General features: G+C 61.1%; 29 protein-coding genes. 12 read left to right on the top strand and 17 right to left on the bottom strand.

Going from position 1 to position 22,577, the window contains the following annotated elements:
- Window positions 1-316 precede the first annotated feature (316 nt).
- Window positions 317-490 carry a hypothetical protein gene (locus FJ694_RS25530; RefSeq protein WP_157270141.1) on the bottom strand — a complete coding sequence of 58 codons (174 nt, stop codon included), beginning with the start codon at window positions 488-490 and terminating at the stop codon, window positions 317-319.
- 215 nt (window positions 491-705) lie between these two features.
- On the bottom strand, window positions 706-2,640 hold the full coding sequence (locus FJ694_RS25525; protein ID WP_198320989.1) for a ParB/RepB/Spo0J family partition protein: 1,935 nt from the start codon (window positions 2,638-2,640) through the stop codon (window positions 706-708).
- 215 nt (window positions 2,641-2,855) lie between these two features.
- On the opposite strand from FJ694_RS25525, the gene FJ694_RS25520 reads away from it, so the two are divergent.
- The 10 genes from FJ694_RS25520 (at window position 2,856) to FJ694_RS25485 (ending at window position 6,775) form a co-directional block, all read left to right on the top strand.
- Window positions 2,856-3,761, top strand: a complete 906-nt coding sequence (locus tag FJ694_RS25520; RefSeq protein WP_157270144.1) for a DUF932 domain-containing protein — start codon at window positions 2,856-2,858, stop codon at window positions 3,759-3,761.
- 57 nt (window positions 3,762-3,818) lie between these two features.
- Complete coding sequence (locus tag FJ694_RS25515; RefSeq protein ID WP_157270139.1) at window positions 3,819-4,190, top strand: hypothetical protein; 372 nt, start codon at window positions 3,819-3,821, stop codon at window positions 4,188-4,190.
- A complete protein-coding gene (locus FJ694_RS25510; RefSeq protein ID WP_157270138.1) occupies window positions 4,187-4,714 on the top strand; it encodes a hypothetical protein in 528 nt (175 codons plus the stop codon). Before FJ694_RS25515 ends, FJ694_RS25510 begins: the two co-directional genes overlap by 4 nt.
- Complete coding sequence (locus FJ694_RS37665) at window positions 4,707-4,841, top strand: hypothetical protein (protein WP_259373180.1); 135 nt, start codon at window positions 4,707-4,709, stop codon at window positions 4,839-4,841. Before FJ694_RS25510 ends, FJ694_RS37665 begins: the two co-directional genes overlap by 8 nt.
- Entirely contained in the window at window positions 4,838-5,050 is a 213-nt protein-coding gene (locus FJ694_RS25505) for a hypothetical protein (RefSeq protein ID WP_157270137.1), read from the top strand. The genes FJ694_RS37665 and FJ694_RS25505 overlap by 4 nt, the downstream gene beginning before the upstream one ends.
- A gap of 87 nt (window positions 5,051-5,137) precedes the next feature.
- Window positions 5,138-5,269, top strand: a complete 132-nt coding sequence (locus FJ694_RS37660) for a hypothetical protein (protein WP_259373179.1) — start codon at window positions 5,138-5,140, stop codon at window positions 5,267-5,269.
- 43 nt (window positions 5,270-5,312) lie between these two features.
- Window positions 5,313-5,558, top strand: a complete 246-nt coding sequence (locus FJ694_RS25500) for a hypothetical protein (protein ID WP_157270136.1) — start codon at window positions 5,313-5,315, stop codon at window positions 5,556-5,558.
- Window positions 5,559-5,574: 16 nt separating this feature from the next.
- The gene (locus FJ694_RS25495; protein WP_157270135.1) at window positions 5,575-5,967 is read left to right on the top strand and encodes a hypothetical protein; all 393 of its coding nucleotides are present in this window, start codon (window positions 5,575-5,577) and stop codon (window positions 5,965-5,967) included.
- Between the two features lie 134 nt (window positions 5,968-6,101).
- Complete coding sequence (locus tag FJ694_RS25490; protein ID WP_157270134.1) at window positions 6,102-6,428, top strand: helix-turn-helix transcriptional regulator; 327 nt, start codon at window positions 6,102-6,104, stop codon at window positions 6,426-6,428.
- 59 nt (window positions 6,429-6,487) lie between these two features.
- Complete coding sequence (locus FJ694_RS25485; RefSeq protein ID WP_157270133.1) at window positions 6,488-6,775, top strand: hypothetical protein; 288 nt, start codon at window positions 6,488-6,490, stop codon at window positions 6,773-6,775.
- Window positions 6,776-6,846: 71 nt separating this feature from the next.
- On the opposite strand, the gene FJ694_RS25480 is transcribed toward FJ694_RS25485, so the two are convergent.
- The gene (locus tag FJ694_RS25480; RefSeq protein ID WP_157270132.1) at window positions 6,847-7,053 is read right to left on the bottom strand and encodes a hypothetical protein; all 207 of its coding nucleotides are present in this window, start codon (window positions 7,051-7,053) and stop codon (window positions 6,847-6,849) included.
- Window positions 7,054-7,396: 343 nt separating this feature from the next.
- Between FJ694_RS25480 and FJ694_RS25475 the strand changes: the two genes are divergently transcribed.
- On the top strand, window positions 7,397-7,948 hold the full coding sequence (locus tag FJ694_RS25475) for a hypothetical protein (protein ID WP_157270131.1): 552 nt from the start codon (window positions 7,397-7,399) through the stop codon (window positions 7,946-7,948).
- A gap of 507 nt (window positions 7,949-8,455) precedes the next feature.
- On the opposite strand, the gene FJ694_RS25470 is transcribed toward FJ694_RS25475, so the two are convergent.
- Complete coding sequence (locus FJ694_RS25470) at window positions 8,456-8,704, bottom strand: hypothetical protein (RefSeq protein ID WP_157270130.1); 249 nt, start codon at window positions 8,702-8,704, stop codon at window positions 8,456-8,458.
- Window positions 8,705-8,936: 232 nt separating this feature from the next.
- Window positions 8,937-9,164 (bottom strand): hypothetical protein, encoded by a 228-nt coding sequence (locus FJ694_RS25465; RefSeq protein WP_157270129.1) that lies wholly within the window; start codon window positions 9,162-9,164, stop codon window positions 8,937-8,939.
- A 216-nt stretch (window positions 9,165-9,380) separates the two neighbouring features.
- On the opposite strand from FJ694_RS25465, the gene FJ694_RS25460 reads away from it, so the two are divergent.
- A complete protein-coding gene (locus FJ694_RS25460; RefSeq protein ID WP_232540222.1) occupies window positions 9,381-9,857 on the top strand; it encodes a hypothetical protein in 477 nt (158 codons plus the stop codon).
- A gap of 80 nt (window positions 9,858-9,937) precedes the next feature.
- On the opposite strand, the gene FJ694_RS25455 is transcribed toward FJ694_RS25460, so the two are convergent.
- The 12 genes from FJ694_RS25455 to FJ694_RS25400 all read right to left on the bottom strand — a co-directional run bounded on the left by FJ694_RS25455 (window position 9,938) and on the right by FJ694_RS25400 (window position 22,466).
- Complete coding sequence (locus FJ694_RS25455; protein ID WP_157270127.1) at window positions 9,938-10,396, bottom strand: hypothetical protein; 459 nt, start codon at window positions 10,394-10,396, stop codon at window positions 9,938-9,940.
- A 128-nt stretch (window positions 10,397-10,524) separates the two neighbouring features.
- Window positions 10,525-10,836 carry a hypothetical protein gene (locus tag FJ694_RS25450; protein WP_157270126.1) on the bottom strand — a complete coding sequence of 104 codons (312 nt, stop codon included), beginning with the start codon at window positions 10,834-10,836 and terminating at the stop codon, window positions 10,525-10,527.
- A 141-nt stretch (window positions 10,837-10,977) separates the two neighbouring features.
- Window positions 10,978-11,283 carry a histone gene (locus FJ694_RS37835; protein ID WP_157270125.1) on the bottom strand — a complete coding sequence of 102 codons (306 nt, stop codon included), beginning with the start codon at window positions 11,281-11,283 and terminating at the stop codon, window positions 10,978-10,980.
- Between the two features lie 491 nt (window positions 11,284-11,774).
- On the bottom strand, window positions 11,775-12,773 hold the full coding sequence (locus FJ694_RS25440) for a site-specific integrase (protein WP_157270124.1): 999 nt from the start codon (window positions 12,771-12,773) through the stop codon (window positions 11,775-11,777).
- Window positions 12,770-13,702 carry a tyrosine-type recombinase/integrase gene (locus tag FJ694_RS25435; RefSeq protein WP_157270123.1) on the bottom strand — a complete coding sequence of 311 codons (933 nt, stop codon included), beginning with the start codon at window positions 13,700-13,702 and terminating at the stop codon, window positions 12,770-12,772. The genes FJ694_RS25440 and FJ694_RS25435 overlap by 4 nt, the downstream gene beginning before the upstream one ends.
- Window positions 13,699-14,973 (bottom strand): site-specific integrase, encoded by a 1,275-nt coding sequence (locus tag FJ694_RS25430; RefSeq protein ID WP_157270122.1) that lies wholly within the window; start codon window positions 14,971-14,973, stop codon window positions 13,699-13,701. Before FJ694_RS25430 ends, FJ694_RS25435 begins: the two co-directional genes overlap by 4 nt.
- A 43-nt stretch (window positions 14,974-15,016) precedes the next feature.
- On the bottom strand, window positions 15,017-15,226 hold the full coding sequence (locus tag FJ694_RS25425) for a hypothetical protein (RefSeq protein ID WP_157270121.1): 210 nt from the start codon (window positions 15,224-15,226) through the stop codon (window positions 15,017-15,019).
- Between the two features lie 332 nt (window positions 15,227-15,558).
- Window positions 15,559-17,271 (bottom strand): GTPase domain-containing protein, encoded by a 1,713-nt coding sequence (locus FJ694_RS25420; protein ID WP_157270120.1) that lies wholly within the window; start codon window positions 17,269-17,271, stop codon window positions 15,559-15,561.
- A gap of 11 nt (window positions 17,272-17,282) precedes the next feature.
- Window positions 17,283-19,376, bottom strand: coding sequence for a GTPase (locus FJ694_RS25415; RefSeq protein WP_157270119.1), 2,094 nt, complete (start codon window positions 19,374-19,376; stop codon window positions 17,283-17,285).
- 373 nt (window positions 19,377-19,749) lie between these two features.
- Window positions 19,750-20,127 (bottom strand): PH domain-containing protein, encoded by a 378-nt coding sequence (locus tag FJ694_RS25410; protein ID WP_157270118.1) that lies wholly within the window; start codon window positions 20,125-20,127, stop codon window positions 19,750-19,752.
- A gap of 99 nt (window positions 20,128-20,226) precedes the next feature.
- The gene (locus FJ694_RS25405; protein WP_157270117.1) at window positions 20,227-20,964 is read right to left on the bottom strand and encodes a YaaW family protein; all 738 of its coding nucleotides are present in this window, start codon (window positions 20,962-20,964) and stop codon (window positions 20,227-20,229) included.
- A 197-nt stretch (window positions 20,965-21,161) separates the two neighbouring features.
- Window positions 21,162-22,466: a DUF445 domain-containing protein gene (locus FJ694_RS25400; protein WP_157270116.1), complete on the bottom strand. Its 1,305-nt coding sequence runs from the start codon at window positions 22,464-22,466 to the stop codon at window positions 21,162-21,164.
- Between the last annotated feature and the right edge of the window lie 111 nt (window positions 22,467-22,577).

The raw sequence follows: 22,577 nt of genomic DNA, 5'->3' as shown, positions 1-22,577 counted from the left end.
CACCCGGCAGCACGCGTGGCCGAGCTCACGCCACGGCTGTGGAAGCAGCACTTCGCCGCCAGCCCGCTGCGTTCGGCCTTGCACGGCGTGAGCGTTTAGGCAAGGACGCCGCGCAGCGGCCGCTTACAGCCGTGCTGCCGCGCCAGCCCACCAGGATGGGCATCGCGACGGCACTGGCAAACACGCCAGCGAGCATCGTCACGAAGGCTGTTTGAATGTCGAGCACAAAGCGGCTGATTGTCTCCGATCAGGCCGCCAGGCCAGGGGAGCGGATGCTCGCGTGCGACGGCGCCCGCCCGGTGCGGCAGACCGGGCTTCAGCGTCCGGCCTGCTTGCCAAGCTGGGCACCGATGCCCACGGCCGCGGCTGCTGCCAGGACGGCGCTGGCCATCCCGACCAGCCACGGCATCTGCTGCGGCGGCAAGTAAGCCGAGGCGATGCCGGCGCCGACATAGGCCAGCAGCAGCAGGGTGACAACCAGCCTTGCCATTCGATTCCCTTTCCCTTGCGAGCACTGGGTCAGGATAACCACAGGCCTTTCAGCAACCTGAAGCTTCCTGCTCTCGCATCCGACGGTTTTCGCGGTGCGCTGAACGCATGGCGACCGGCGATACGGGATATCCAACGCCGCCAACAGCACAGCACTGCGGTCCGTGTCGCAGCCCCTGCCCTTGCAGCAGAGGCCGGTACGAGGCAGTTGCAGCTTCAGCCCTTGGCCTGCAGCACGGGCGGCAACCACCGCGTGCCCTGCAGCCGCTGCTGCGCCAGCGCGACGGCCTCGCCCTTCTTCAGCCCTTCCAGGCCCGCCGCCGCTTCAGCGCCTGCGCCCTCGCGCACCGCGTCGATGATCTTGGCTTTGGGCACGGCGCCCAGGTAATGGGCATCGGCTTGCCAGAAATCCGACATGTCGAGGCCCACGGCGGCGGCGATGGCGTCCGCAATGGGCTGCGGCGCCTCGCGGCCCTGCACCGTGTTGAGCGTGCTCGCGGTGCAGACGGCCAGCAGGTCCAGCACCTGGGAGTCGTCGGCCTTGAGCACCCAGGCCAACAGTGCGCGCTGGTCGCCGGGCAGCAGTTGGCCCCATCGCTCGGCATGAGCTTCCATTTCCTGCTGCGCCTTGCACTCGGCCAGATCGGCGCCTTCCTTGCGCACATCGGCGGTGTCGGCGCGAATCTCGACCGGGCGATCACCGGAGCCACAGCGCGACGACAGGCCGGTCTGCACAGCAAGCTGGTAGGCCAGCACGCGCAGCGCAATAGCCGGGCTGTCCGCGAGCGTTGCGCGCAGCGCCGCCGTGCGGTGCGCGGTCAACTGGCGCAGCAGCTTTTCCGAGTAGTCAGCTTTGGGTGCCTTGGCCTTTGCCGTACCTGCGCTGCCCGGTGCTGCTGCCGTGTCGCCTTGCGCCACCTGTGCCTTACGGTCCTCCGCGCGCACCAGCCCACGCAGCACGGCCAGTTCGCCGCGCTGGTCCACGTACACCACCGCGCCGGCCAGCGGCAGGTCGCGGGGGTCGATCTGCTGCAAGGTCTGCTCAATCGCCTCACGCTCTGCCTCTGCCTGCCGCTGTTGCCCTTCCAGCAGGTCAATGGTTGCGCTGTCATCCTCCGGGTTCAGGTTGTCAATCTTGGCCTCCAGTTCCGACAGCAGGGACTCAAGAGCATCCAGGCGCTCTTGCTGCCCATCGCTCGGGGCTACATCGAGCGTGCGGTAGTGGGCGAACGCCTGCCGGTCGGTGTAGCTCAGGCTGGTGCGAACCTCCACCCATTGCCAGCCGCCTTCCGTCCGCACGGCTTCAGCCCCGCGCTCCAGGCGATCCAGCGCCAATTTTTGGAGCAGAGCCGGTTCAGTCATAAACCCCGGCGCGTTTTCATTTTCAGAGAAAAGATCGCGGCGCACGTTCCCACCCGCCGCCTCGTAGGCGGCAAATCCTACGAACTGAACCAGCGGATTATTTGACGGCACGTCGCACTCAGTCAGTTTGCGGCGCAAGTTATACGCAGACCGCTCCCAGGATGGGGTGTTCTCCCAGAGGGTTTCCTGCAATTCGTGCGAATCCGTGAGGGTCAAGGCCATCAACTGTTCCAGTTCGATTTTGTCGTCCCGGTACAGTGCCATGAGCTTCGGGCTGATCTTGGCAAGCTTCAGCCGGCGCTCCACAGTAAGCGGGCTGATGCCCCAAGCGTCGGCGATTTGCCCGACTGTCTTGCCCAATTCAAGTAAGGCGGCGAAAGCATCAAGCTGGTCTGCCCCGTGGAGAGGTTCGCGCCCGCAGTTTTCAGCCAGGGATACCGAAACGGCATCGTCTTGAGAAACTTCCAGGCAGCGCACCGGAAAATCAGCCGTCACCTTGCCCTGTGTGAACAGAAAATTCAGTGCTTCCAGGCGGCGGCCACCAGCCACGACGCCGTAGCGCCCCGTGGGCTTGGGTGCCTTCTTGCCTGACACCTCAGCTTGCACGATTACGTTCTGCAGCAAGCCCTGGGAGTAAATCAGCGCCGCCAGTTCTTCGACGCTGCGTGCCGGGGCTTTGCGTCTTACGTTGAGGGCGTGACGGAAAAGGTGCTTCAGCGGCACGGTTATTTCCCGGCCTTGCACCCGCTTGGCTGCTTCGACGATCTGCGATTGTTCAGACAAGTTCATCTGTAGCTCCTGCCTCTCATGCGGGAGGCGCCGTGATCGCTGCATGCGATGGCAAATAATAGTCCAAACACTCATTGCAAGCAAGCGCACCAATAATCCGCGTGTCGATTATGGAGAATGTGTAGTGCTTGCTTGATATGGGTGAAACACCGAAAATGACTTCAAGGCGATGCAATAAAGCGGCGCCCCGAACCCTGGAGTCACTGATGGACCACATGCTCGCTACTCGCTTCGGTCGCAATGTGAACAGCATCCGCCGCGACCGCCCGCTGACGACGGAAGAACTGCAGCACCACGTTCCTTCTCTGTTCGCCGAATCGGCGCATTCCAGCCGGTCGGAGCGCTACGCCTATATCCCTACCATCGCGGTGCTGGACGCGCTACGCAAGGAAGGGTTCATGCCGTACTCGGCGATGCAGTCGCGCTGCCTGCGGGAAGACAAGACCCCGTACACGAAGCACATGCTGCGGCTGCGCCACACCAGCCAGCTCGACCACGGCCAGTTCAAGGCCCTCAAGATCGGCGACTCGGTGCCGGAAATGCTGCTGCTGAATTCGCACGACGGCACGAGCGCGTACCAGATGCTCTCAGGCATGTACCGCCTGATCTGCACCAACGGCATGACTGTGCAGGACGGCGCCGTGCGAGACGTGCGGGTGCCGCACAAGGGCGACGTGCGCGACCGCGTGTTGCAAGGCGCCTTCGAGGTGCTCGACGGCTTCACCCGCGTCATCGAGAAGGTGGACGACATGCGCCTCATCACCCTGGACGACACGGAGCAGGAAATCCTGGCCGAGGCCGCCCTGTCGGTGCGGTTCGACGACCCGGCAACGCCTGCTCCCGTGACTGCTTCGCAGATCAACACGGCGCGCCGCTGGGAAGACCGGGGCAACGATCTGTGGCGCACGTTCAACCGGCTGCAGGAAAACGCGATCAAGGGCGCGCAGCAGGGCCGCAACGCCAAGGGCAAGCCCATGCAGACCCGCCCGGTCCAGGGCATGGACCGTGACGTGGGGATTAACCGCGCGCTGTGGCTGCTCACCGAGCGCATGCGTGCCCTGAAGGCCGGCGAGCCGGTCCCCGGGGACGTGCCGGCTGCCGCCGAGCCCGTCGCCGCCTGACAAGGCAGGGAGCCCGGCCAGGGCTCCCGCTCATCTGGCCGATCAAGGAGCCCCGAAATGTGCGAAGGCAACGACAAGCCCGATGTGTACGCCGTCATGGTCGAGTGCTGGTTCAACCTGGACCACGACGACGCGGCGCTGATGGAGGGCTGGTTTCTCACGCCGAGTGACGACCCCGGGAAGGAGCCGCTGCAGGTGCAGCGCGCAGCCGACGCGGCCGGGCTGCAAGCCGCATGGGGGCTGCCCTTCGCAGTGCCGGCGCTGCTGTCGAACGACGACGCCCGGGCGCTGGTGCGCGATGGCACGCAGCCCCATCACCAGGCAGCGCGCGAACTGCTGGCGCTGCTCAATCCGCCCGAACTTGACCGCGTTGCAGCCTGCGCCGCGCCGGCGCAGCCCGTCATCCCTGCCCACGAGGACCAGCAATGAACCCCGACACCGTACTGACCGGCTTTGACAAGTTCATGGCCGCCGTGCGCGGCATCGACACGCCGCACATCGCCAAGGCGCTCGGCACCTTCACACCCGGTACGGACTGGTGCAGCTGCTCGAAGTACCGCATGGCCGAGTGCTACGGGCATGCCGTGCTGGACAGGTGCCCGGGCGTCCTCAACCTCACCAGCGAGGGCCTGCGCAGGATGGATCTGGGCCTGCTCGCGATGCGTGCACGTGCTTGCGCGCAAGGGCGCGAGGGGTGGCAGGCCATCGGCAGCGACGCCAGCGCAGCGGCCCTGCCCGGGCTCACCGTGGCCGAGATCGCGGCGGAGCTGTTCAAGGCCCCGATGCTGGAGGGCTTGCGGCGGGAACTGCACGACGTGTCGCGCTCGCTGCTGCGCACGGAAGACAAGCTGCGCTCGGCCGAGGGGCGCTCGAAGGAACTCCAGGCGTACAACGCCGCCTTGCTGGCGCTGGTGGAGCAGGCGGCCGTGCCGGGTGGCATCGGGGATGCATGAGTTTTCGCGCCCGGGCGGCTGGCGCGAGCGGGCTGAGCGGGTCATCGCCCAGCGCCAGCAGGCCGAGCACATCGCCGCCGAGCTGGTCAGGCCAGCCGTCGGCATCGGCAGCGAGGCTAGGCTGTGAGCGCCGCCAACCCCGCAGAGGCGCAGCGCGCATTGCTGGCGCAGGCTGCACGTGCCCGCGCGGCCGATGCCGTCTGCCGCGCCGGCGCCGCCGGCCCCTTCTCGCCCGGCTGCGACACCGCGTTGATCGCGCTGCGAAACGAGCTCGACCGCATCGGCCGGCTCACCCCAGAGCAACTGCTGTCCGGCGCCGCGCGCGCGGCAGCTTGAGGCCCGCCATGAGCACTGCCCCCCTTGCCCCGCTTGCCCCCCCCTGTGACCGTTGTTCCCGCCGGTCAGGAGTGATGGCGGGAGGGCTTGCACACCTGGCACGCGCGCGCGCTGCAGGCCGAGGCCGAAGCCGAGGCGCTGCGGATCGAGCTGGCGGCTGAGCGCCGCCGCAGCGCCGAGCTGCAGGCGCAGTTGCAGGCCGCCTGCACGTCGCGCTGAACCACTGCCCCTTCGCAACACCGTTCCCCGGAGACACACCACCATGCCCGGTATCGCTATCTCCCCTTCCCTGGACGCCGACGACCTGATCGACAGCGAGCAACTCGCCGGCACCGACTTTCAGATCCTGCTCGATGCCTTGAACACGCGCGACAGCCGCGACGTCGAGTGCTGCCGCGAGGCCCGTGAAGGCTCCGCGCTGCAGCGTCACCACAGCGCCCGGCTGAAGGCCAGCAGCAAGCTCGCCGAGAAGCTGCGCCGCATGGCCGCGGCAAGCCGCAACGCCTGAACCGGGAGCACCACCCATGCAAACCACCTTTACGCTGTGGTCCGCGTGCGGCACCACCTACGTCCGAGCCAACAGCGCCGTCATCGGAACGGTGACGACAGAGCCGGTGCCGGGGAGCCAGCGCCGGCGGCACACGGTCACGTTCTCTCCCCGGCAGGGCGTGGCGGACCGCTGCGGCCTTCGCCAGGTGCAGGGGGGCCATGTGGCCGAGGTGCTGGCGCTGCTCGCGCTGGATTGGGCGCCGCCGATGACGCGCGACCAGGCACAAGAGGCGTTCCGGGTGCTGGTGCGCAAGTACGGGCTCGCGTGGAGCATCGACACCCCGGTTGAGGCGCACACGAGCAACGACCTGATCGGCACGGTCCTTGACGAAGCCGGCCGGCGTGAGGCGCTGGGCCTTCCTGCCTGATCTTGCAGAGCGGGGCGGCTTGGCAGGCGCGGGGCTCGGCTTGCCAACGGCCCGTGCATCAGCTCCATGGTCAAGCGGCGGGCGCGCGAGCGGCGGCCCGATGGGTAAATCACCTACAGTGAGCGCAGGACGTGATGGAGATATTGATGACCCCGACGAGCCCGCAGCGGGCAGCCCGCCCCTCGCGCAAGGCGCCGCCGCTGGAAATTTTCCCCAGGCTGCCGACTCCCTCCGGCGACGAAGTGAAGGAAGTGCGCCAGGCCATGGGTTGGACGCAGGGCCAGGTGGCCGACCTGGTGGGCTTGAGCGATGCGCAGGCCATCAACGAGATCGAGCGCGGCGACCGCAAGATGACGAACGCACGGTGGACGGTGATGCTGTTGGCCGCCAGGCGCCATCCCACTCTGAAGCTCGTGCCGGCTGACCAAGAGCAGCCGAGCGAGCAGCCGTTGCCGGGATGAGTTCGACAAAGCTTGCTCCAGGCGATGCGTTGCCGGCAAGCAGCTGCAGAGGTGTTCCCGTGGATCGGCTTTTCCCCATCGACGAAGCACTCACCGCGGAGCACGCCGCCGTGCTGGAGGTGATTGCGGTAGATGTGGGCTGCTCTACCGATGCGGTCTACATCGGCGCCGGCGCGAGTGGACCTGCCGTGTTCTACGAAGACGCCCACGGCAACAACGGCACCCGCTGCGCCTGCGATCTGGAAGGGGCGTACTGGCAGGAGTGCAAGCTACGCGCGGTCGCGAATGCCTCCGTGACAGAACTGCTGGCGCGGCTGCGGACCAAGGCGGGTCGAGGGCCTGCGTAGGCAAGTTCTCTGCTGGTCCGCACGCTCGCGGACTTCATGCTGCGCCCCGAACGGGAAGTCATCGGGGTCGCTCAGGACCCTTGGAGCGTCGGGGCCGCGCTGCCTTCCTCGCCGCGGCGCTGGAGCCAGTCCTTGATGACCTGCTTGGCTTCGGCATGCAGCGCCAACGGCACATAGACGCCGCGAAGTTCCGCCTGGCCTTCGGCGGCCCGCGCCTGGCGTAGCTTGCGCGACCGGCGCGTCGGTCCCTTTGCGGCGGAGGGGTCGTCGGGATTCATGATGGCTGGATCGCAAGTTGACCTGTTGCGCGCAACACTTCATGATGCGCGCCGACTTGATAACGGGACTGCATATAGAAGTGCTGCGCCCGGTGAGACAGCTTGGCTTGTAGTTCCTAAAACTATATTGCCAGTTTGTATGTGCCGGACACAAGTTACGTCAAGTCTCGTTCAAATACACAGGACAAAACCTGCTTTTCCTGCGCGTGCTCGGGACGCTTCAGCTTCCTTTGTCCGGTGCCCCATCAACAACCCACTAAAGAGGGAAGCCCCCGTGACTACGAGCAGGTCCATCGAGCAGCGCCTGCCAGTGCCTACGCCTGAAGAAGTCAAAGACGGCCGCATGCGCGCCAACCTGTCTCAAGCGCAAGCCTGCAAGATCGTCGGTTTCCGGGAGGTGATGAGCTGGAGCAATTGCGAGCGTCGCGCGCCGGACGGCACACCCAAGGCGACCATGGACCCGCTGCGCTGGTTCGTGTTCCGCATCGCCACAGGGCAGCACCCCACCTTTGTCCTGGCGCCGCGTCTGGGCGCACCGATTCCCGAACCCACGACAGCGCTGCGCCGGCGCAGCTCGGCCAGCGCCGACGTGGCCGTGACCTACGTCATCGAGCAGCGCCGGCGAGGGCGTCGATGGACCGCGCTCGAAAGCGCCCCGTTCCTGAGCGTGACGGCTGCCCGTGCCGCGGTGGAAGCGCTGCAAGGGGCACAGGGGATGGGGCCGCTGCGCGTCACCCGCTATGCCGACGACGCACCCGAGCAGGCGCTGCCAACTGCCGACAAGCAGGAGGCCAACCCGCGGCGGGTCAACTTCAGCTTGCGCGCCTTGCCGCGCGTCCAGCGAGCCGAACACCCCTTGACGCCGAGTTGCGCCCGCTACTGCTGGCGGCGTTGAAATAGGTGGTGAGGTGCGGTGCGCTGTTGCGTAGCGAGTGCCCTATTCCGCGCGCTATTCGGGGCCATGCCCAGTGGCGCGGTATCCCCGCCGCGCCGACACACCTCACCGGGTGGCGCGCAGTCTAAAGCGACTTGGAAAATTAGTTCATAGAACTACATTAGAACGCCCCGCGTCTGGGTGTAATTCAGCACGCCAGCCGGGGCACTCACGGGTTTCCCAGTGAAACGCTCCGGTGCTGGTAGACCACCAAGCGGAGGCCGCGGGTCAGTTCCAAGGTTGGTCCGACGCTGGCCAGCCGTCCGCCTCGGCCGCGGCCGGTGACGGCAGGGGACTTTGCCGAGCTGCTGGTGCCGGAGTTGGCGCGGCAGCCTGCCTGCAGTTGGGCACGTACCTGCAGCCGTGCCCCCAGGGGCTGCCGCGCCGGCCCGACTGGGCGCTCCAGCACCAGTGGCGTGACCAAGCATAGGAAACCGCGGGCCATGCCGCCGAAGTTGACTGCTAGGGTCACGCAGGCCAGTGCGCCGAAGGGAAAGCGGTAGAGCATGCCCAGGTGCGTTGCCGCCGCAGGCTCGATGTCGAAGACTTGCGTGTCCGGCACACCAGCTCCATGGCACCCAAGGAGCGCGGCGCCAGCAGCCGGAACCAGTCGTGGCGCTCGATGAGGGTGAGCTGCGCCGGTGCCAGGCAGCCCAGCGCGTCAGCCTCGGACGCGGCCTCGCGCAGGACGCGGGCATCCTCGTCGGTGATGGTCATCGATGTTCAGTGACGAGGCGAAGCGCAGATTTTCGGTGGAGCCTGCTGTCCGCGAGACTGGGCTCGAGCCGTTCTTCACCTGGCGTCCGTGCTGCGCGTACGGGATGCTCAGGGCGTCTTCCCCGGCGGGACTCGCTGGCGATACCCACGGCTGCGCTGAAAATCAAACTCCGCCGCGCAGCCCCGGGACGATGCCGCGCGCTCCTGCCGCGTTCTGCCGCAGCCCGGGGATTCAGGGCTTTCTCTGGCAGCTCTCAGCGCAGACCTTCTGGTTGCCTCCCAGGATTTTCTTGGTCACCAGCTCGGAGAGCGGCCGGTGCTGCCCGCACTTGAAGCACGACATCGTGGTCGAGGCGCCGCCCAGCGTGACCGAGCCGAAGGCCGAACCGGGCTTCTTGGCTCTGTACCGCAGCCCGTCATTGGAGATCTTCGTCTTGGTGTCGGTTTCGCGTGCGCTCATGTCGTGCCGGGGCGGAAGAATTGGGTCAGATGGCGCCGGTCAAGGAGATTTCAAGGGCATGGCCGGCGCACGGCGCGCTGCCTCGAAAGACGGCTACGCCACAATCCCGCCCACCATCACCCCGGCGCGGCTGCCTGCCGCTGGAGCCGCCAGCGGCCCGCGCGGCGCGCAGCACAACAGGAGAGTACGGACGTGACAGCCTTGTCGATTCCCATCGTGGCCGACGCCATCCGGGCCGTCGCGGCAATGGGCTTGCAGCAACGCCTGGATCTGGCGGACCGGGTTCATGCCGAGCAGCCCACGCTGCTGTACTCGGTGCTGGTGATGCAGCGGTTTGGGGCGACGATGGCGCAGATCGAGGTGCTCATCGAAGTGCTGCTGGTGGTGTTCACGGCGATGAAGGTTGCCGGCGGCAAGTGGCCCGTCATCACCGAGGAGTTGCAGGAGCGCTGCCTGGCCCGTGTGGTGGGGCGCGCCAGGTTCATCGAAGGCCTCGACGCACCGCAAGTCGACGCCGCCGTCAAGGACGCGACGCTCGGACATCCGCAAGCGCCGCTGCTGGCCTACGCGGTGGACGCGATGCGGTGCCAGGGCTGGCTGGGCATCAAGGACGACACGCAAAAGCACCTGGTGCTGACCGGGCTCAACCTGGTCGAGTGCGTCGCGGAAGCGGCCACCCGGCGCAAACGCTGAGACGCTCCAGGAGCGTCCAGGCGCCGCCTGTAATAGAGCCGCGACGAGCCAACGTGCCGGCACGCTCGCGGCTGGCCGGCTCAGCGCCTGGCGTTGGCGCGAGGCAGGAGGGCGGCAGTGCCAATGCGCACGGGCGTGCCGGCCACGTCAAGCTCGATGTCGCCCGTCACCGCCATGGAGTGCGCCAGACTCCACACCGTGATGGTCAGCACCGGCGGGTTCGGCGCGGCATGCGGGCCGTGGCCCGTCCGTGGCCTGCTAGTCAGTTCCATCAGCACCAGTGTCGCGTCGTGGTCCTCGCCCACGGCGAACTCTGCCCTGGACTCTATCTCCGCGAGGCCCTCCACCGTGTCGTGCCGTGGTGGCTCCACGTCGATGACGGCGCGCTCCAGCCCCGCCGCCAGGTCCACGGTTCGATACACCAGCCAGCGGCCGGCGAAGTCAGCCAGGCGCACGCCCGGCGCACCGTAGCGGCGCGACAGCCGGGCGTAGACAGCGTGGAGCAGCTGCGGCGGTTGCGGGTCGAGCGTGGAAAACATGGCGCGGCACTTTGCCAGCCGGTCCGTCCGCGCCAGGGCCCATGTTGCAGCACCGTCACACCAAGCGGGCGGGTGCGCGTGATATCCGGCCAGCCCTGCAGCGATACGGTGGGCCGTGCATGACAGCGTCAGGCATGTCCTGGCGGGTAGAAGAAGCCGCCGCCACGCTCCATTTCCAGGCGGGTTTCCTCCAGCAGATCCTCCTGCACCGGGTCCGGCGCGCCGCCTTCCTCCACGTGCGCCGCGTACCAGGCCGCGATCAGCGGCACCACCAGCGGCTCCGGGCCGTCAACCAGTTCGTCGAGGTCCAGGTCGCTCGCCTCGCAGATCGCCGCGATGGGTGCCATGGAAAAGCGCACCCGGCCATTGGCCACGTCGCGTGTCAGGCGCAGGTCCTCGAACTCGACGCCCTCAGGGATGGTCACGCGCAGCCGTCTCATGTCGCTCCTCCCAAGTGTTGCCATGCCGGGATACTCGCCCTTCGCCGCTGCTTTGGGCTGCGCAGGCATGGAAATCCCTGCCCTGTGGGGACTGAATGCCGCACAGTGGCGGCACCGGCAGGCACTGGAGCGCCTTGCGCGTCAGGATGCGGCGGCGTCAGCGCCCGGGGTGTCGGTGGCCGATGTCGCATCAGGAGCCGCTGCACGCCCAGGCGCGTTCACGCCGTTGGCAGGGCCCGTTTTGCGAGCGGCCTTCTTGGCGGACACCTTCTTGACCGCCGCCTTTTTCGCGGCGTGCTTCTTCACCGCGGGCACCGCCGTGTCGGCGGCCTCGCTCACCGGCGCAGCGTCCGCAGGCGCGGCCTGGGCGCGCATCTTCTTGGTCGGGGCCTTCTTGGCGGCAGCCTTCTTTGCGGGAGCTGGTGCCAGAGTCTCAGCCGCTTTCACGGACCCAGAAACCTTCTTGGCAGCCGGCGCGGCGGTCTTAGCACCGCGCTGGGCAGCCGAAACTCCAGTGGAGGCGGCGCTCGAACGGCGCGCGCCCCGGTGCTTTTGGACGCAAGCCGCCCCTCAGCACAATGGCTGAATGAAGACGTTCCTGTTGTTCGTTGCAGACGCTGGTCAAGTACCCGACGCTCACGGCCAGCCGGCTTTACGTGATGGTGTGCGAGCGCGGTTATGCAGGCTGTCAGCGTCACTTCCGGGAACTGGTGGCCGGGATGCGGCCGCGTCCCGCGGCACAGGCCTACCTGCGGCTTCGCACGCTGCCCGGTGAGCAGGCCCAGGTGGACTGGGCCCTATGCCGAGATCGGCATAGCGCCCACTACGCCGAGTCCCCGGGCATGCCGAGTAGTTGGGTATTTGCGCAATGACCTTCCTCCAAATCGAGATCGTCGTACGCTGAAATTGACCCCAGAAACTCGGCATATCTTTTTGCTCTACAAGTTCTTCAGGAAAGTGAGCAGGGCATCATCTGGCCTGTACGCCGATGCGACAGAAGTTGGCGACGCGGTCGTGGTCAGCACTTGTCGCTTCAGTTCCAAGTCGGCATTCAAGTAGACATGGGTAGTCTCTACTGATTCATGGCCGAGCCACATGGCAATCACTGATGTGTCGACACCGGCCTGCAGCAAGTTCATCGCTGCGGTATGTCTCAGCAAATGTGGAAATATGCGTTTGGTGCCCAATGACGGGCAGTTCTGCCGCGCCTTGTTGGCGTGCTTTGCGAGCAGGTATTGAATGCCGTCGTTGCTCATCCGACCACCTTCACGGTTAGGGAAGAGAACATTGCTAGTACCACGCACTGGTTCTGCAAGCCATGCGCGTAGGACTGCGGCCGTTTGTTTCGTAAGAGGCGTGCAGCGCTCCTTGCGACCTTTACCTATCACACGAACATGAGCGCCAGAACCTAAATCTACGTCGTTCCGAGTTAGTCCTGTCAACTCAGATAGCCGTAGACCAGACTGAACTGCAAGTAATAGCCATGCGTGGTCACGCCGCCCAGACCAAGCGCCTTGGTCGGGAGCCGCAAGGAGCGCATCGACCTCCTTGCGTTCAAGGTAACCAATCTGTCGATGAACGCAGCGTTTGCACGGTATCGCTAGGACTTGCTGGATCTGCACAGCGTGTTCAGGCAGTTCAAAAGCAGCGTACTTGAATAGTGATCGAATTGCCGTCAGACGCAAGTTGCGTGAACGCGCAGATACCCCACGATGATTCTCAAGATGGTCAAGATATTCGGTAATAAGTGGAGCATCGATATCCTGCCATGCCAGACTGGAGGGAGACTTGCCGGTACGATCGGTTGAAAATCTCAGCAGCAAGCGGAATGTGTCGCGATACGAGCTCACAGTATGCGGGCTGGCATGACGTTGCTGCATGAGTCGTTGAGTGAAAAACCGCGTCAAGATGGCGGCGAAACTCACTGCCGGCTTCATGACGTCATCTCCCAATGTCGTTCAAGCCGATCCTTTGCAAGGTTCATCAGCTCTGGGCAGGCGGAGATATACCAATACGTGTTGCGAGTCTCAGTATGACCCAAGTAAGCCGACAGAATGGGTAATTCTCGATCGACATGCTTGCCATCTTGGTACCAGCGCAACAGGGTCTGGATAGCAAATCGGTGACGAAGGTCGTGCAGTCGGGGACGTCGTCGGTCACGCTGCTTGGCAACACCAATGCTCTTGAGCAAGCGTTGAAAGGTATCGTGCGCCTGCTCATATGACAGGGGAGTCCCGTGATCATTTACAAATACACGCTCCGTTGTGTATGCAGCACGGAATGATTGTCTGCGCCATATATAGTCCGCAAGAACATCCATCGCGGTGGGGTGCAGTGGAACCAAGCGCGACTTCCCAAATTTGGATGAGCGGACAGTAATAACTGCCTCGTGAACGTCTACGTCGCCGAGATTCATCGCAAGTGCCTCGCCAATACGGAGCCCTGTCACGGTCAGTAAACCGAACAGGCAGTGGAACGTCCAGCGCCGCAGGCTGTCTTCTGGAGGGAGCGTCAAGGCAGCACGCAGCAATAGCTCAATCTCTCCATCGGTAAAGAAATGCGGGGGGTTGCGAAGCTTCTTGCAAGGAATGACATCAGGAGGCGGAACCTCCGTTCGCTCATCGATTGCACTGCAGTACCTTGCGAACAGACGTACAAATCCTAGCCGTCGGGCCCACCGAATAGGCTGAACTGAACTTGGCAGCAAAGCCCACCGCAGCGCAGATTCATTAGTAATGTAGTCCAAACCTTCGCCCTCCATATAGGTCACAAAGGCTGCCAGCCCGGTTCCTTCACTCTGTAGTTTGAATCCCAGTGCGCGACGCATGGAAAGGTAGTCATGCAATAGAGATCGCAAAGTATTCATTGCGCACTCCCCGGCCATGCAAGGCTTATTGAACGTAGAGCGGTAAAGTCAACCTTTGCATAGATGGATGTTGTCTTTTGATGCTGATGTCGCAGCAGGCTGCCAATCTCCGTCAAGCTGGCGCCTTGCCGCAGCAACTGACAAGCCAGCGCATGACGAAATTGGTGTGCTCCTGCGTGGGGCGGATGAATACCTGCCCGAGCAATGGCTGCGACGACAATTGATCCGATGCTGGTTTGTGATCCAAGCCCAGCGATAGGAGCGTTCACGCGGAGAAACAGGCTTCTACAGGCACTACGCGGTCTACCTCGCTGAAGATATTCCACAATTGCGCTGCCCACGTCAGCGGGCAATGGTAGCTCTGAGCGCTGTCCGCCTTTGCTGCCAACCACTGCAAGACTTCCTTGCTCCCAATCTATACTGTCGAGGGTAAGAGCGACAATCTCGCTGGAGCGCAGACCCAATCGGGACAAAAGCAACAATATTGCGTAATCGCGGCAGCCAACGGCTGTGTCACGTCGGCAACTTGCAAGAACAGCCTCCACGTGATCCTGTGAAATAGCCCTTGGAATGCCTGTCATTGACCAGTTCGGCACGGTAGGAACCGCTGCGGCGAGGTTCAATGAAACCGCACCGCGCATGCGCAAATAGCGTAGGAACGACCGCAGCGCAATGGTTGCGCTCTTCGCTCGGGCAGGGCTGTATCGAGAAGCTTGTCTCCTTATAAATTCCACCACGTCTGCAGCACGTAGCTCATCGAAGTTAAGGACACCACTTCCAAATCGTTCGCTCAGGAAGTGCTCGGCGAAGGAAATATACTGAGCGCACGTTGAGCGCGACAATGCTTGATCCTTGAGAAGGGACGCACCATAATTGAACATTGCCTGCTGGATCGCCGAAGCGTCAACAGAATTATTAATGGCAGGCTGCTGGATTAAGTTAGAGCTCCGCAAGAAACACATTAGCCTCTGCAGGCATGGTCGGTCTCCGATTCTCTTCGATTGCGGGCGTTCGACCGCACGCATGAAGACTCCAACGTGCTCATCTGATAGCGAGGTCAATGTGATGGCATTTGTCTCCAACCATCCGCTGAACTTCGCGATAAGGCGCACTTGTGGGGCTATTGATCGCCGCGTGAACCCTTGCTCTAACAGATCTCTTGCTATCGCATCGATATAAATTGCAATTGGACCTGTAGGAGCATGCAGCAGTGACCATATCTTGACTTCAGATCGTTCCATTTGATCCTCCATGAAGGGGATGAACACCATGGAGGAAAATGCAATGCCGAGTAAAGCGACGCTTGCAGTCGTCCTATGTCGTCATGTCACCGGAACTACTCGGCATGCCCGGGGACTCGGCGTAGTGGGCCCACATGGGCCACATCGAGGTCGGCCGGGCGCGGCGCCCGCTCATGGCCTTCAGGTGCTCCGAAGTTAAGGCGTCGTGGCGCTCCTGCAGGGCGCGCACGTGGTCGAAGGCGGCTCGGCGCAGCAAGGCGTCCTCAGTGTCGTGCTGCGTCACGCAGCCGCTCCTTCTTCCTTCGGTCCGCGTGCTGAGGGAGCCCAGCGCTCAATGCTGAGCTGCAGCGCGGTAAGCTCCACGGCCTCACTCAGCCGGGTGAACAAGTCGCCCTCCCACGCGATGGGCCCGCCGATCCGGCGTCCGAGCATGTCGTACTCTTCCAGAAAATGGTGCGCTTTGCGGCGAGAAGCGCAAGCGAATCAAGAGGTTAGGTAATCCGCGCAAACGGTGGCCCAGTCCACTTTCCAAATGCCTGTCAACAAAGGATAAATTGGCCAGAAACGCATCATTCATCCTGAAAAATACGAACTCAAGACAGCGCCGCAAAGCGCTCAGCAAGCTGCTTGAATTTCGTCGCGAAGCGCCATCAGCGCCCCCAGACGCTTCTTAAGCAGCAAGGATTGATCCGACTTGGAAACGGTCTCTTCGCGAATTTGGTTCAATACGCCGTCCAATTCACCCAACGGTGTATCAAAGGCAGTCGTCAGCATGGCTTTCATTTCCTTGTTGAGAGCCGCGCGAACGAAGTCTGCATGGGCCTTGTACGCCTTTCGTATTTCCCTCTTGGCTTCCAGTATCTGCTTCGCTCGTTGACTCTGTTGGTAGTCATCGTAAAACTGCATCAACACGCCGATGCAAGCCATAGCCGGACCCAAGAATTTGGCGCCCTTGCCGATACCGTCCGCTATTTTGATGGCTTCGTAAGGTTTGAAACTATGCCCGAAAAAGTTTCCCAATTCCTTGACGGCGGAATGAACCGGACTACCGGACACCTTAGTCAATCCTGACTTGGATGCATTGCCGACGGCATTTTCCGTAATCCAAGAGCAGCCTCTCTTTGCACCGCTCAGCAGTGTCTGATTGAACGCCGTGTTAATGGCCGCCGGACCATCGACTGAAAATTGACTTTCAGTCGTGAAGTCATGGCGTAAACTGGATATCTCTATGGTTTCGAAAGCCGCTTTGACTTTCCGGGCCAAGGGAGACTCTGAGATGGCAACAAGCTCCTGTTCAAGATCTTCCTGACAAGTTACCAAGACGCCTTCAATCGACTTCAGCGCCGCACTGCAGCTTTTGCCGCATTGGTCGTTGGCCCGCTGCTGCGTCGCCTCGAATTCATGCTGTGAAATCTCCGTACCGACACAGTCCGCAAGTTCATTGCCTTGGGCCTCCATCTTCGTAACCATCTCTTCGAGCAGTCCTTCCACGCGCTCCTTGACATGTCGCCGGCGGTTGCGAAACGCTTTCCTGAATTGCTCCAAGATGCTGATCAATCCAGCCGTCTTGGGGTCGGAAACATCAAGGCTGGCGATCATGGATTCCAGCCGATCCTGGAGCTCGGATAGCGGCTGCGTCAGTCTGGCAGCAATGCCGCGCTCGGCCACGAATTCGTCGATAGCCTTCACGAACCCCGACCGGTTTGCCAATGCTTCCAACTCGCGCCTTTCGAACTCGTCGTCTTCATCCAGGGCATCAAAATATGATTGCGCATCGGTGAACACGATCTTGAAGTCTTCCGGGATTCTGGGCTCCAACACCGCCGACATTCCCGATATTTTCGTATCACGGCTACCGGAATCATTGCCAGACTTGTTGACAACGATCATTAAATCCTTCGCGCGTCCCTGTTGAAAACACAAACGGCGGAAGGCTTGGCCCACCACGTCGTCAAACAATTCATTGGTGATGACAAACACCAGCAGGTCTGCGTTTTTAATGGCTTCAAGCGCGTCGGCGTCGTGCTCCTCACACACGCCTGCAAGAATGCCGGGCGTGTCCCATATCTGCACTGAGCCGAAGGAGTATTCATCCACACGGAACGTAGTAACGCCCGCACCGACCTTGATATGCTCAAAACCTGTGAGCATCTTGATCAACGACGATTTTCCCGCACTATACTGACCAATGAACGCAATCCGCAGGGGTGCGATGGCCATATCCGTTTGAAAAGACGGCGTTGGCGCCATCGAGCCGGTAGCTTGTGTGGTCTCCTGAATGAATTCCTCAATCTTCCGCTTAAACAAGTCATATTGAACGTTTTGCATTCGCTTCTCCTTTACAATGCAATGGGCCTGATTTCAACCCGGCAAATTCCAGCAACCATCTTAATTTTTCTGTGGTCTTTCCCGTAAACTTTGCCAAGCTTTTCTTTTGAAACAAATATCTTAACTACGTTGTTACCAATATTCTCCACGCGCTCGATCAGCCCTCGGTATAGGTGCATGACTTTATTTTCAATACTGCCTTCGTAGATCACCTTGATGTCTTCATTCAAGGCATCACCAATCTGCCTTAGCAATTCGCCATCACGAAAGTATGCATGGGTCGAAAAATAGCATGCATAGCCCCGGCTCCTGACGATGCGTGACATAGAAGGTAATGCAAAGTGGCGTTTCATGACCAATGCCGCCACACGGTGCAGCAGCCGGCTATTGAGTTCGTGCTCCACGCTCAGCAACTGATCCTTGGTCTGCTCGACACTGTTCAAGAACTTGGTGAGCGCGATGCACAAAGAAATCAGATTGGCTTCGGCAGGTACCAAGGTGGCGCGGGTGATCTTGTTGTCAAACCAGTCTTCAAGATTTTTTCTGATTTTCAATTTTTGCTGATTCAGCTGCTTTTCCAATTCCTTGCGCTGCTTCAGCTTTGCTTCATTTAACTTGCGATTGCGGCTGTCAGAGAGCCACGAGAAAATTCCAAACAACAAACTTGCACCTGCCGCAATCCATCCAACTGGATTCCAGGCGTTATAGAAGGCAATGGCGCTGAGCACGCCGGCAATCGCCGATCCCCATCCGTTGATGCGTTTGTAATCAAATTCCGAAAAGCTGCCACCCGGATGCAGTGCGTCCAATCCCATGCCGATCGTGATGGAATCCTCAAGGGCTTGGTTGAAATCCCTCAACTCATCCATGACCCTTTCAACCAACTCGCAAGTCGCATCTTGGATGCTCTCTTGAACCTTGTACTGCTTAACGTGAGCGTTCCATGCCGACTCGGCATTGGCATTTTCTACGTGATTATCCACGAAGTCGGACACTGAATCCTGCAGTGGCTTGAAAGCCTTGTCCACCAAGTCAGCCATCGTGGCAGGCAAGTCATGCAGCAACTTGCTTTTCCAACGCCGGACCCGGTTCAGTATGCTTTCATAGTTCTGCAGCAAGCTCCGCATCCGGTCGCGCTGCTCATGCAGCAATTGGTCCTGCTGTTCAATCTGAAACAAGGCGGAGTCCAGAAAAGTTTGAACTCTTCTAATAGCACCACGAGTTTCCACTTCTATTCTCAGCGCATCAATCAAGTGCCCGATGCGGCTCAAGGTGTGTAGTTCGGCAGCCATTTCTCCGCTTTCCTGGGTGGCCAGGAAAGCGGCTTGTGCATGTATATGAATGACTTTGATGTCAGGCTGCATGCCTGCTCGCGTGGCAAGGAACCGGAGACGCCCGATATGCTCGGCAATGTCCTCTTCCTTGTACACATACTTCTCGGGATTTTTCAGGGCGCGGCGCCTTGTGCCTTCATTGCTCAAATCCTTTTTGATGTTGAGAAGAAAAATAAGAGGCTTGTTTAAGCGATGCACGTGGACCAACTCGTTGAAAGTAGATTCCTGGATGCCGTCGCTGTTGAGGAGGAACAAGACGACATCAGACTGTTCTAGTATTTCCCGGGCCATGGCAGTGTCTTCACCCCCCTCAAACGCACCGAAGCCAGGCGTGTCAATGACACGGAGGTCATTCCACACATATTCCCTTACGTCGCGAGTGGTGCGTTGCGCACCCCGACCTATGGTCGAGCCGTCGCCTCCAGTGAGCGCTTCACGAAGTGTGCTTTTCCCTGCCATTGTCCTTCCAAACAACATGACGTTAAAGTAGGACAGGCAATTCTTGTGTTTCCTGATGCTGGCATGACGCTGTTCCAGGAGTCGTGCATGGTCAATATTCAGTTGTTCGACCATGGTGGCCAAGCCGTCCTGGACAAGTTTTTCCTTTGAGAAGGTGGAAACTCCTTCCCTCACAATGGAAGACAAGGACGATTTCAGCTGCTCGATGGAATCGTCGCATCGCTCAAGATGCTCAACGACGACGGACAACTCCGTTTTGGCTATCTTTTTGCATTGGTGCAGTGCTTGGTTGTACGACTCTTCTGCGCGCATAATGCTTTGCTGGTGTTGCGTCAGGTGTCGGTGCACCGACGTGCGTTTAACGATATGCAAGGCCACTAGTGCTTGGCCGGGATCAAGGGTCCGAAGGGTTTATTGATTCCGGTGCGCTGCCGCTGTTGCGGCCCATCTTAGGGGTAGGCGGATTTTTCGTGCGGATTGGTACGGCTATACCAAAATTCCCTTTGACAGACAGACACTTGCAAATTTCATGCGACGGCCAAGTAGGTGGTTTACCAAATTTTTGATGCGCTCTGTTTTTTTTTGACTTCAGGTCCACCTGTCTGCACAAAAAGTCCGACTACCCTAGATTCGCAACGCAGCTATTCCACGATTGCATATGGTAAATAATTTTTCTTGCTGCTGTTCATCGCAATACGTGTTCGGCAAGTACACTTTGAACCTCGTAAATGTTAAGCCTTTTGTTGAACTGTTTCTGGACTGGCGTAGGGTTGCCTGAAATCCAAATCTTCAGTTCTGCATCAAGATCAAAATGACCCGCAGTTTCCACGCTGAAATGTGTGATGCTTTTATAGGGTATGGAGTGGTACTCCACCTTACTGCCGGTTACCCCCTGCTTGTCAACGAGCACCAGTCGCTTATCGGTAAAGACAAAGTAGTCGCGGATAAGTTGGTATGCTTGCTCCACTCGTTCGCTAGACGCTAGTATTCGACTGAACTCAGTTTGAATCTTGGCGGTGTCGACTTTGGAGGCATTGCCAAGCATGCCGTCAAGTATTCCCATGATTTGTCTTCGTAATGTTGCAAGACTCTAGTGAGATTACGCACCGCCTATGGCCTTGCGAGGCATGATAGGCGGTGATGCTTTGAGCAAGCAGTTTCTTTAGCGGCTCGTGCTGCCGTACTTCGTCTTGGCTCGCAGGAATGCTACCTGCACAACACAAGGCATGGTGACGCGGTAGGCCGGGCCAGAAATATCGAACGCTGTCCACAAGGCAGTTAGCGCCCAACCAATTGGGCCAGCAAACGTGCCAATAGTCCGCATTAACACTTGATTGCCGGCGAGGGTCAAACCTCGCCCAATAAGGAATTTGGCGACCGCGTTGGCGACGATCGCGGCGATCTTGTAGGCCATGAAGCCGCTCATGACGACACCGCCTTGAATGGCCGCGATGACGCCTTGCTTGGTCATATCAGTGGTTTTCAAGTCCAGATCCTTGACCACGTCTCGCAACTGTGCAGGCGTCATGTCGGCCATGGAGTCGGTCAGAATCTTCATCAGAAGATTCATCTCAATCGTCTCAACCGACGCCTTCTCGTTGTAATTGACCTTCATCTTGTCACAGACATCGGTCAGCACTTCCTTGTACGACACGCCCTTGCCGCCCCGGAAGATCGTGGCAAAGGTGTTGCCGCCGAAGCATTGCAGCTCCGCTGCAATCAGGTCCCAGTAGCGTTTGTGGTCCGGGCTATACCGCTTGTACTGGTCGGTTCCTGTGAGTTCTTCTGTCAGCCTGATGGTGCCATCCTTATCCTTGGTGAGCATCTGCACCAGGATGTCCAGGTCGTCGCTGCTGCAGCTCCTGAGGAACTCGAGATCAGGGTCGTGTCGATAGGCCAAGATAAACTGTCCTTTTAGGGTGGTGGGTAAAAACGTTGGAATTGCCGAAGGGCTGCCTCTGTATTCAAGTAAGCGTTGGGGTTGGTCGAAGTCGCGGCTGCCTTTTTGCGTTGGAGCTCAGGATGGATTCGCCCGGGCCACGCGGTAACTGACGGTATTCTGGTATGACGGTGAGCAAACGGAGCTAATTCATGCATTCACTGCAGGGAAGCCAAGAGGTGAATAAGCAATCCAACCAGGCCGCCTACCAGCGTGCCGTTGATGCGGATGAATTGGAGATCCCGTCCTACGGCGAGCTCGATGCGGCGGCTCATCTCGGTCTTGCTCCAGGCGTCGATCTGGGCCTGTATGAAGGCGGCGACCTTTCCGCGGTTGTCGCGCACCAGCGGTGTGGCTGCGGTTACCACGGCATCGTTGATCCACTGGCGCAAGGCCGCGTCGCTGTCGAGCTTGCGGCCGCAACCCAGCGCTAGCGCGGCGGCGTGGCCAGCCAAGCGAGACTCAGGCTGCGCCAGGTCATGCTCCAGCCAGGCCCGTGCGTCGTTCCACAGGCCTTCCAGGCAGGCCGCCAGTTGCGGGCTTTGCAGGGCACCGAGCTGGAAGCTGTGGAGGCGCTCGGCCAAGCCGGGATCTGTGCGAAGGCGAACCAACCAGTCGCGGATGTGGGATTCGTAGCGCTGGCGCAGCGCGTGTTCAGGATCGTCGAGCGCGGCCACCAGCGAAGCCTTTACCGACCCGCGCAGCCGTTCAGCACCCGCATTGGTGAGCGTGCGCAGCCAGGCGTTTTCCACCCCCAAGGCCTCGTCGATCATCCTGTTGATGTGCCCCTGGGCGCCTTCAGACTCCAGCCACAGTACTGATTCCTTGAGCGCCCAGTCCAGCAGCTCGTGGTGACGCCGTTCGGTGACGAGCTGCTCGGCGAACTGCGCTACAGGCTGACTGAGGTCATAGGCCGATAGGCGCTGCACGAGTGCCGCCTGCAGCATGGCGCGCAGCCTTTGGTCGTCCATCTGCGCCAGCAGCCGCCGGCCACCCTCCACCAGCACCACGCCCAGCCGCTGGGCGTTGGCCTGGTGGCCCAGCCACTGCGCGAGCTTGTGTGCCGGGTCGAAGGCGCGAATGCGTGCGACGACGGCGTCCACGGTGATGAAGTGCGTTTCGACGAACTCGCCCAGGTTGCGCGCGATGTCGTCCTTGCTGTCTGGGATGATGGCCGTGTGCGGCAGTGGCACGCCCAGCGGATGGCGAAACAGCGCCACCACGGCGAACCAGTCGGCCAGCGCGCCCACCATGGCCGCCTCGGCAAAGGCCGCCACGAAGCCCCAGGCGGCATGGTCCTCACGTAGGCTTCGTGCAGCCAGGAAAAGGCCTGCCATGGCCACGAAGAGCCCGGTCGCTATCACCCTCATGCGCTTGAGCTGGCGTGCCCGATTTGCATCGCGCTCGGCCTGCAGCAGCACCAGGGGATCATTGTCCGCAAGGTTCACGGCGCCTCCCTCCATGTTCTTGTCGCCGTCTGCATGTCAAGACGGCAGTCAGCACTCAGGCCGCTGCGCCCCGACATTTCAGAATGTAAACCATCCTGGGCTGCAGTCTGTCTGCAGCCCAGGGAC

The organism is Azohydromonas aeria, from assembly GCF_009760915.1.
Lineage (GTDB): Bacteria > Pseudomonadota > Gammaproteobacteria > Burkholderiales > Burkholderiaceae_C > Azohydromonas > Azohydromonas aeria.
This window is presented reverse-complemented; position numbering and strand designations above follow the sequence as displayed.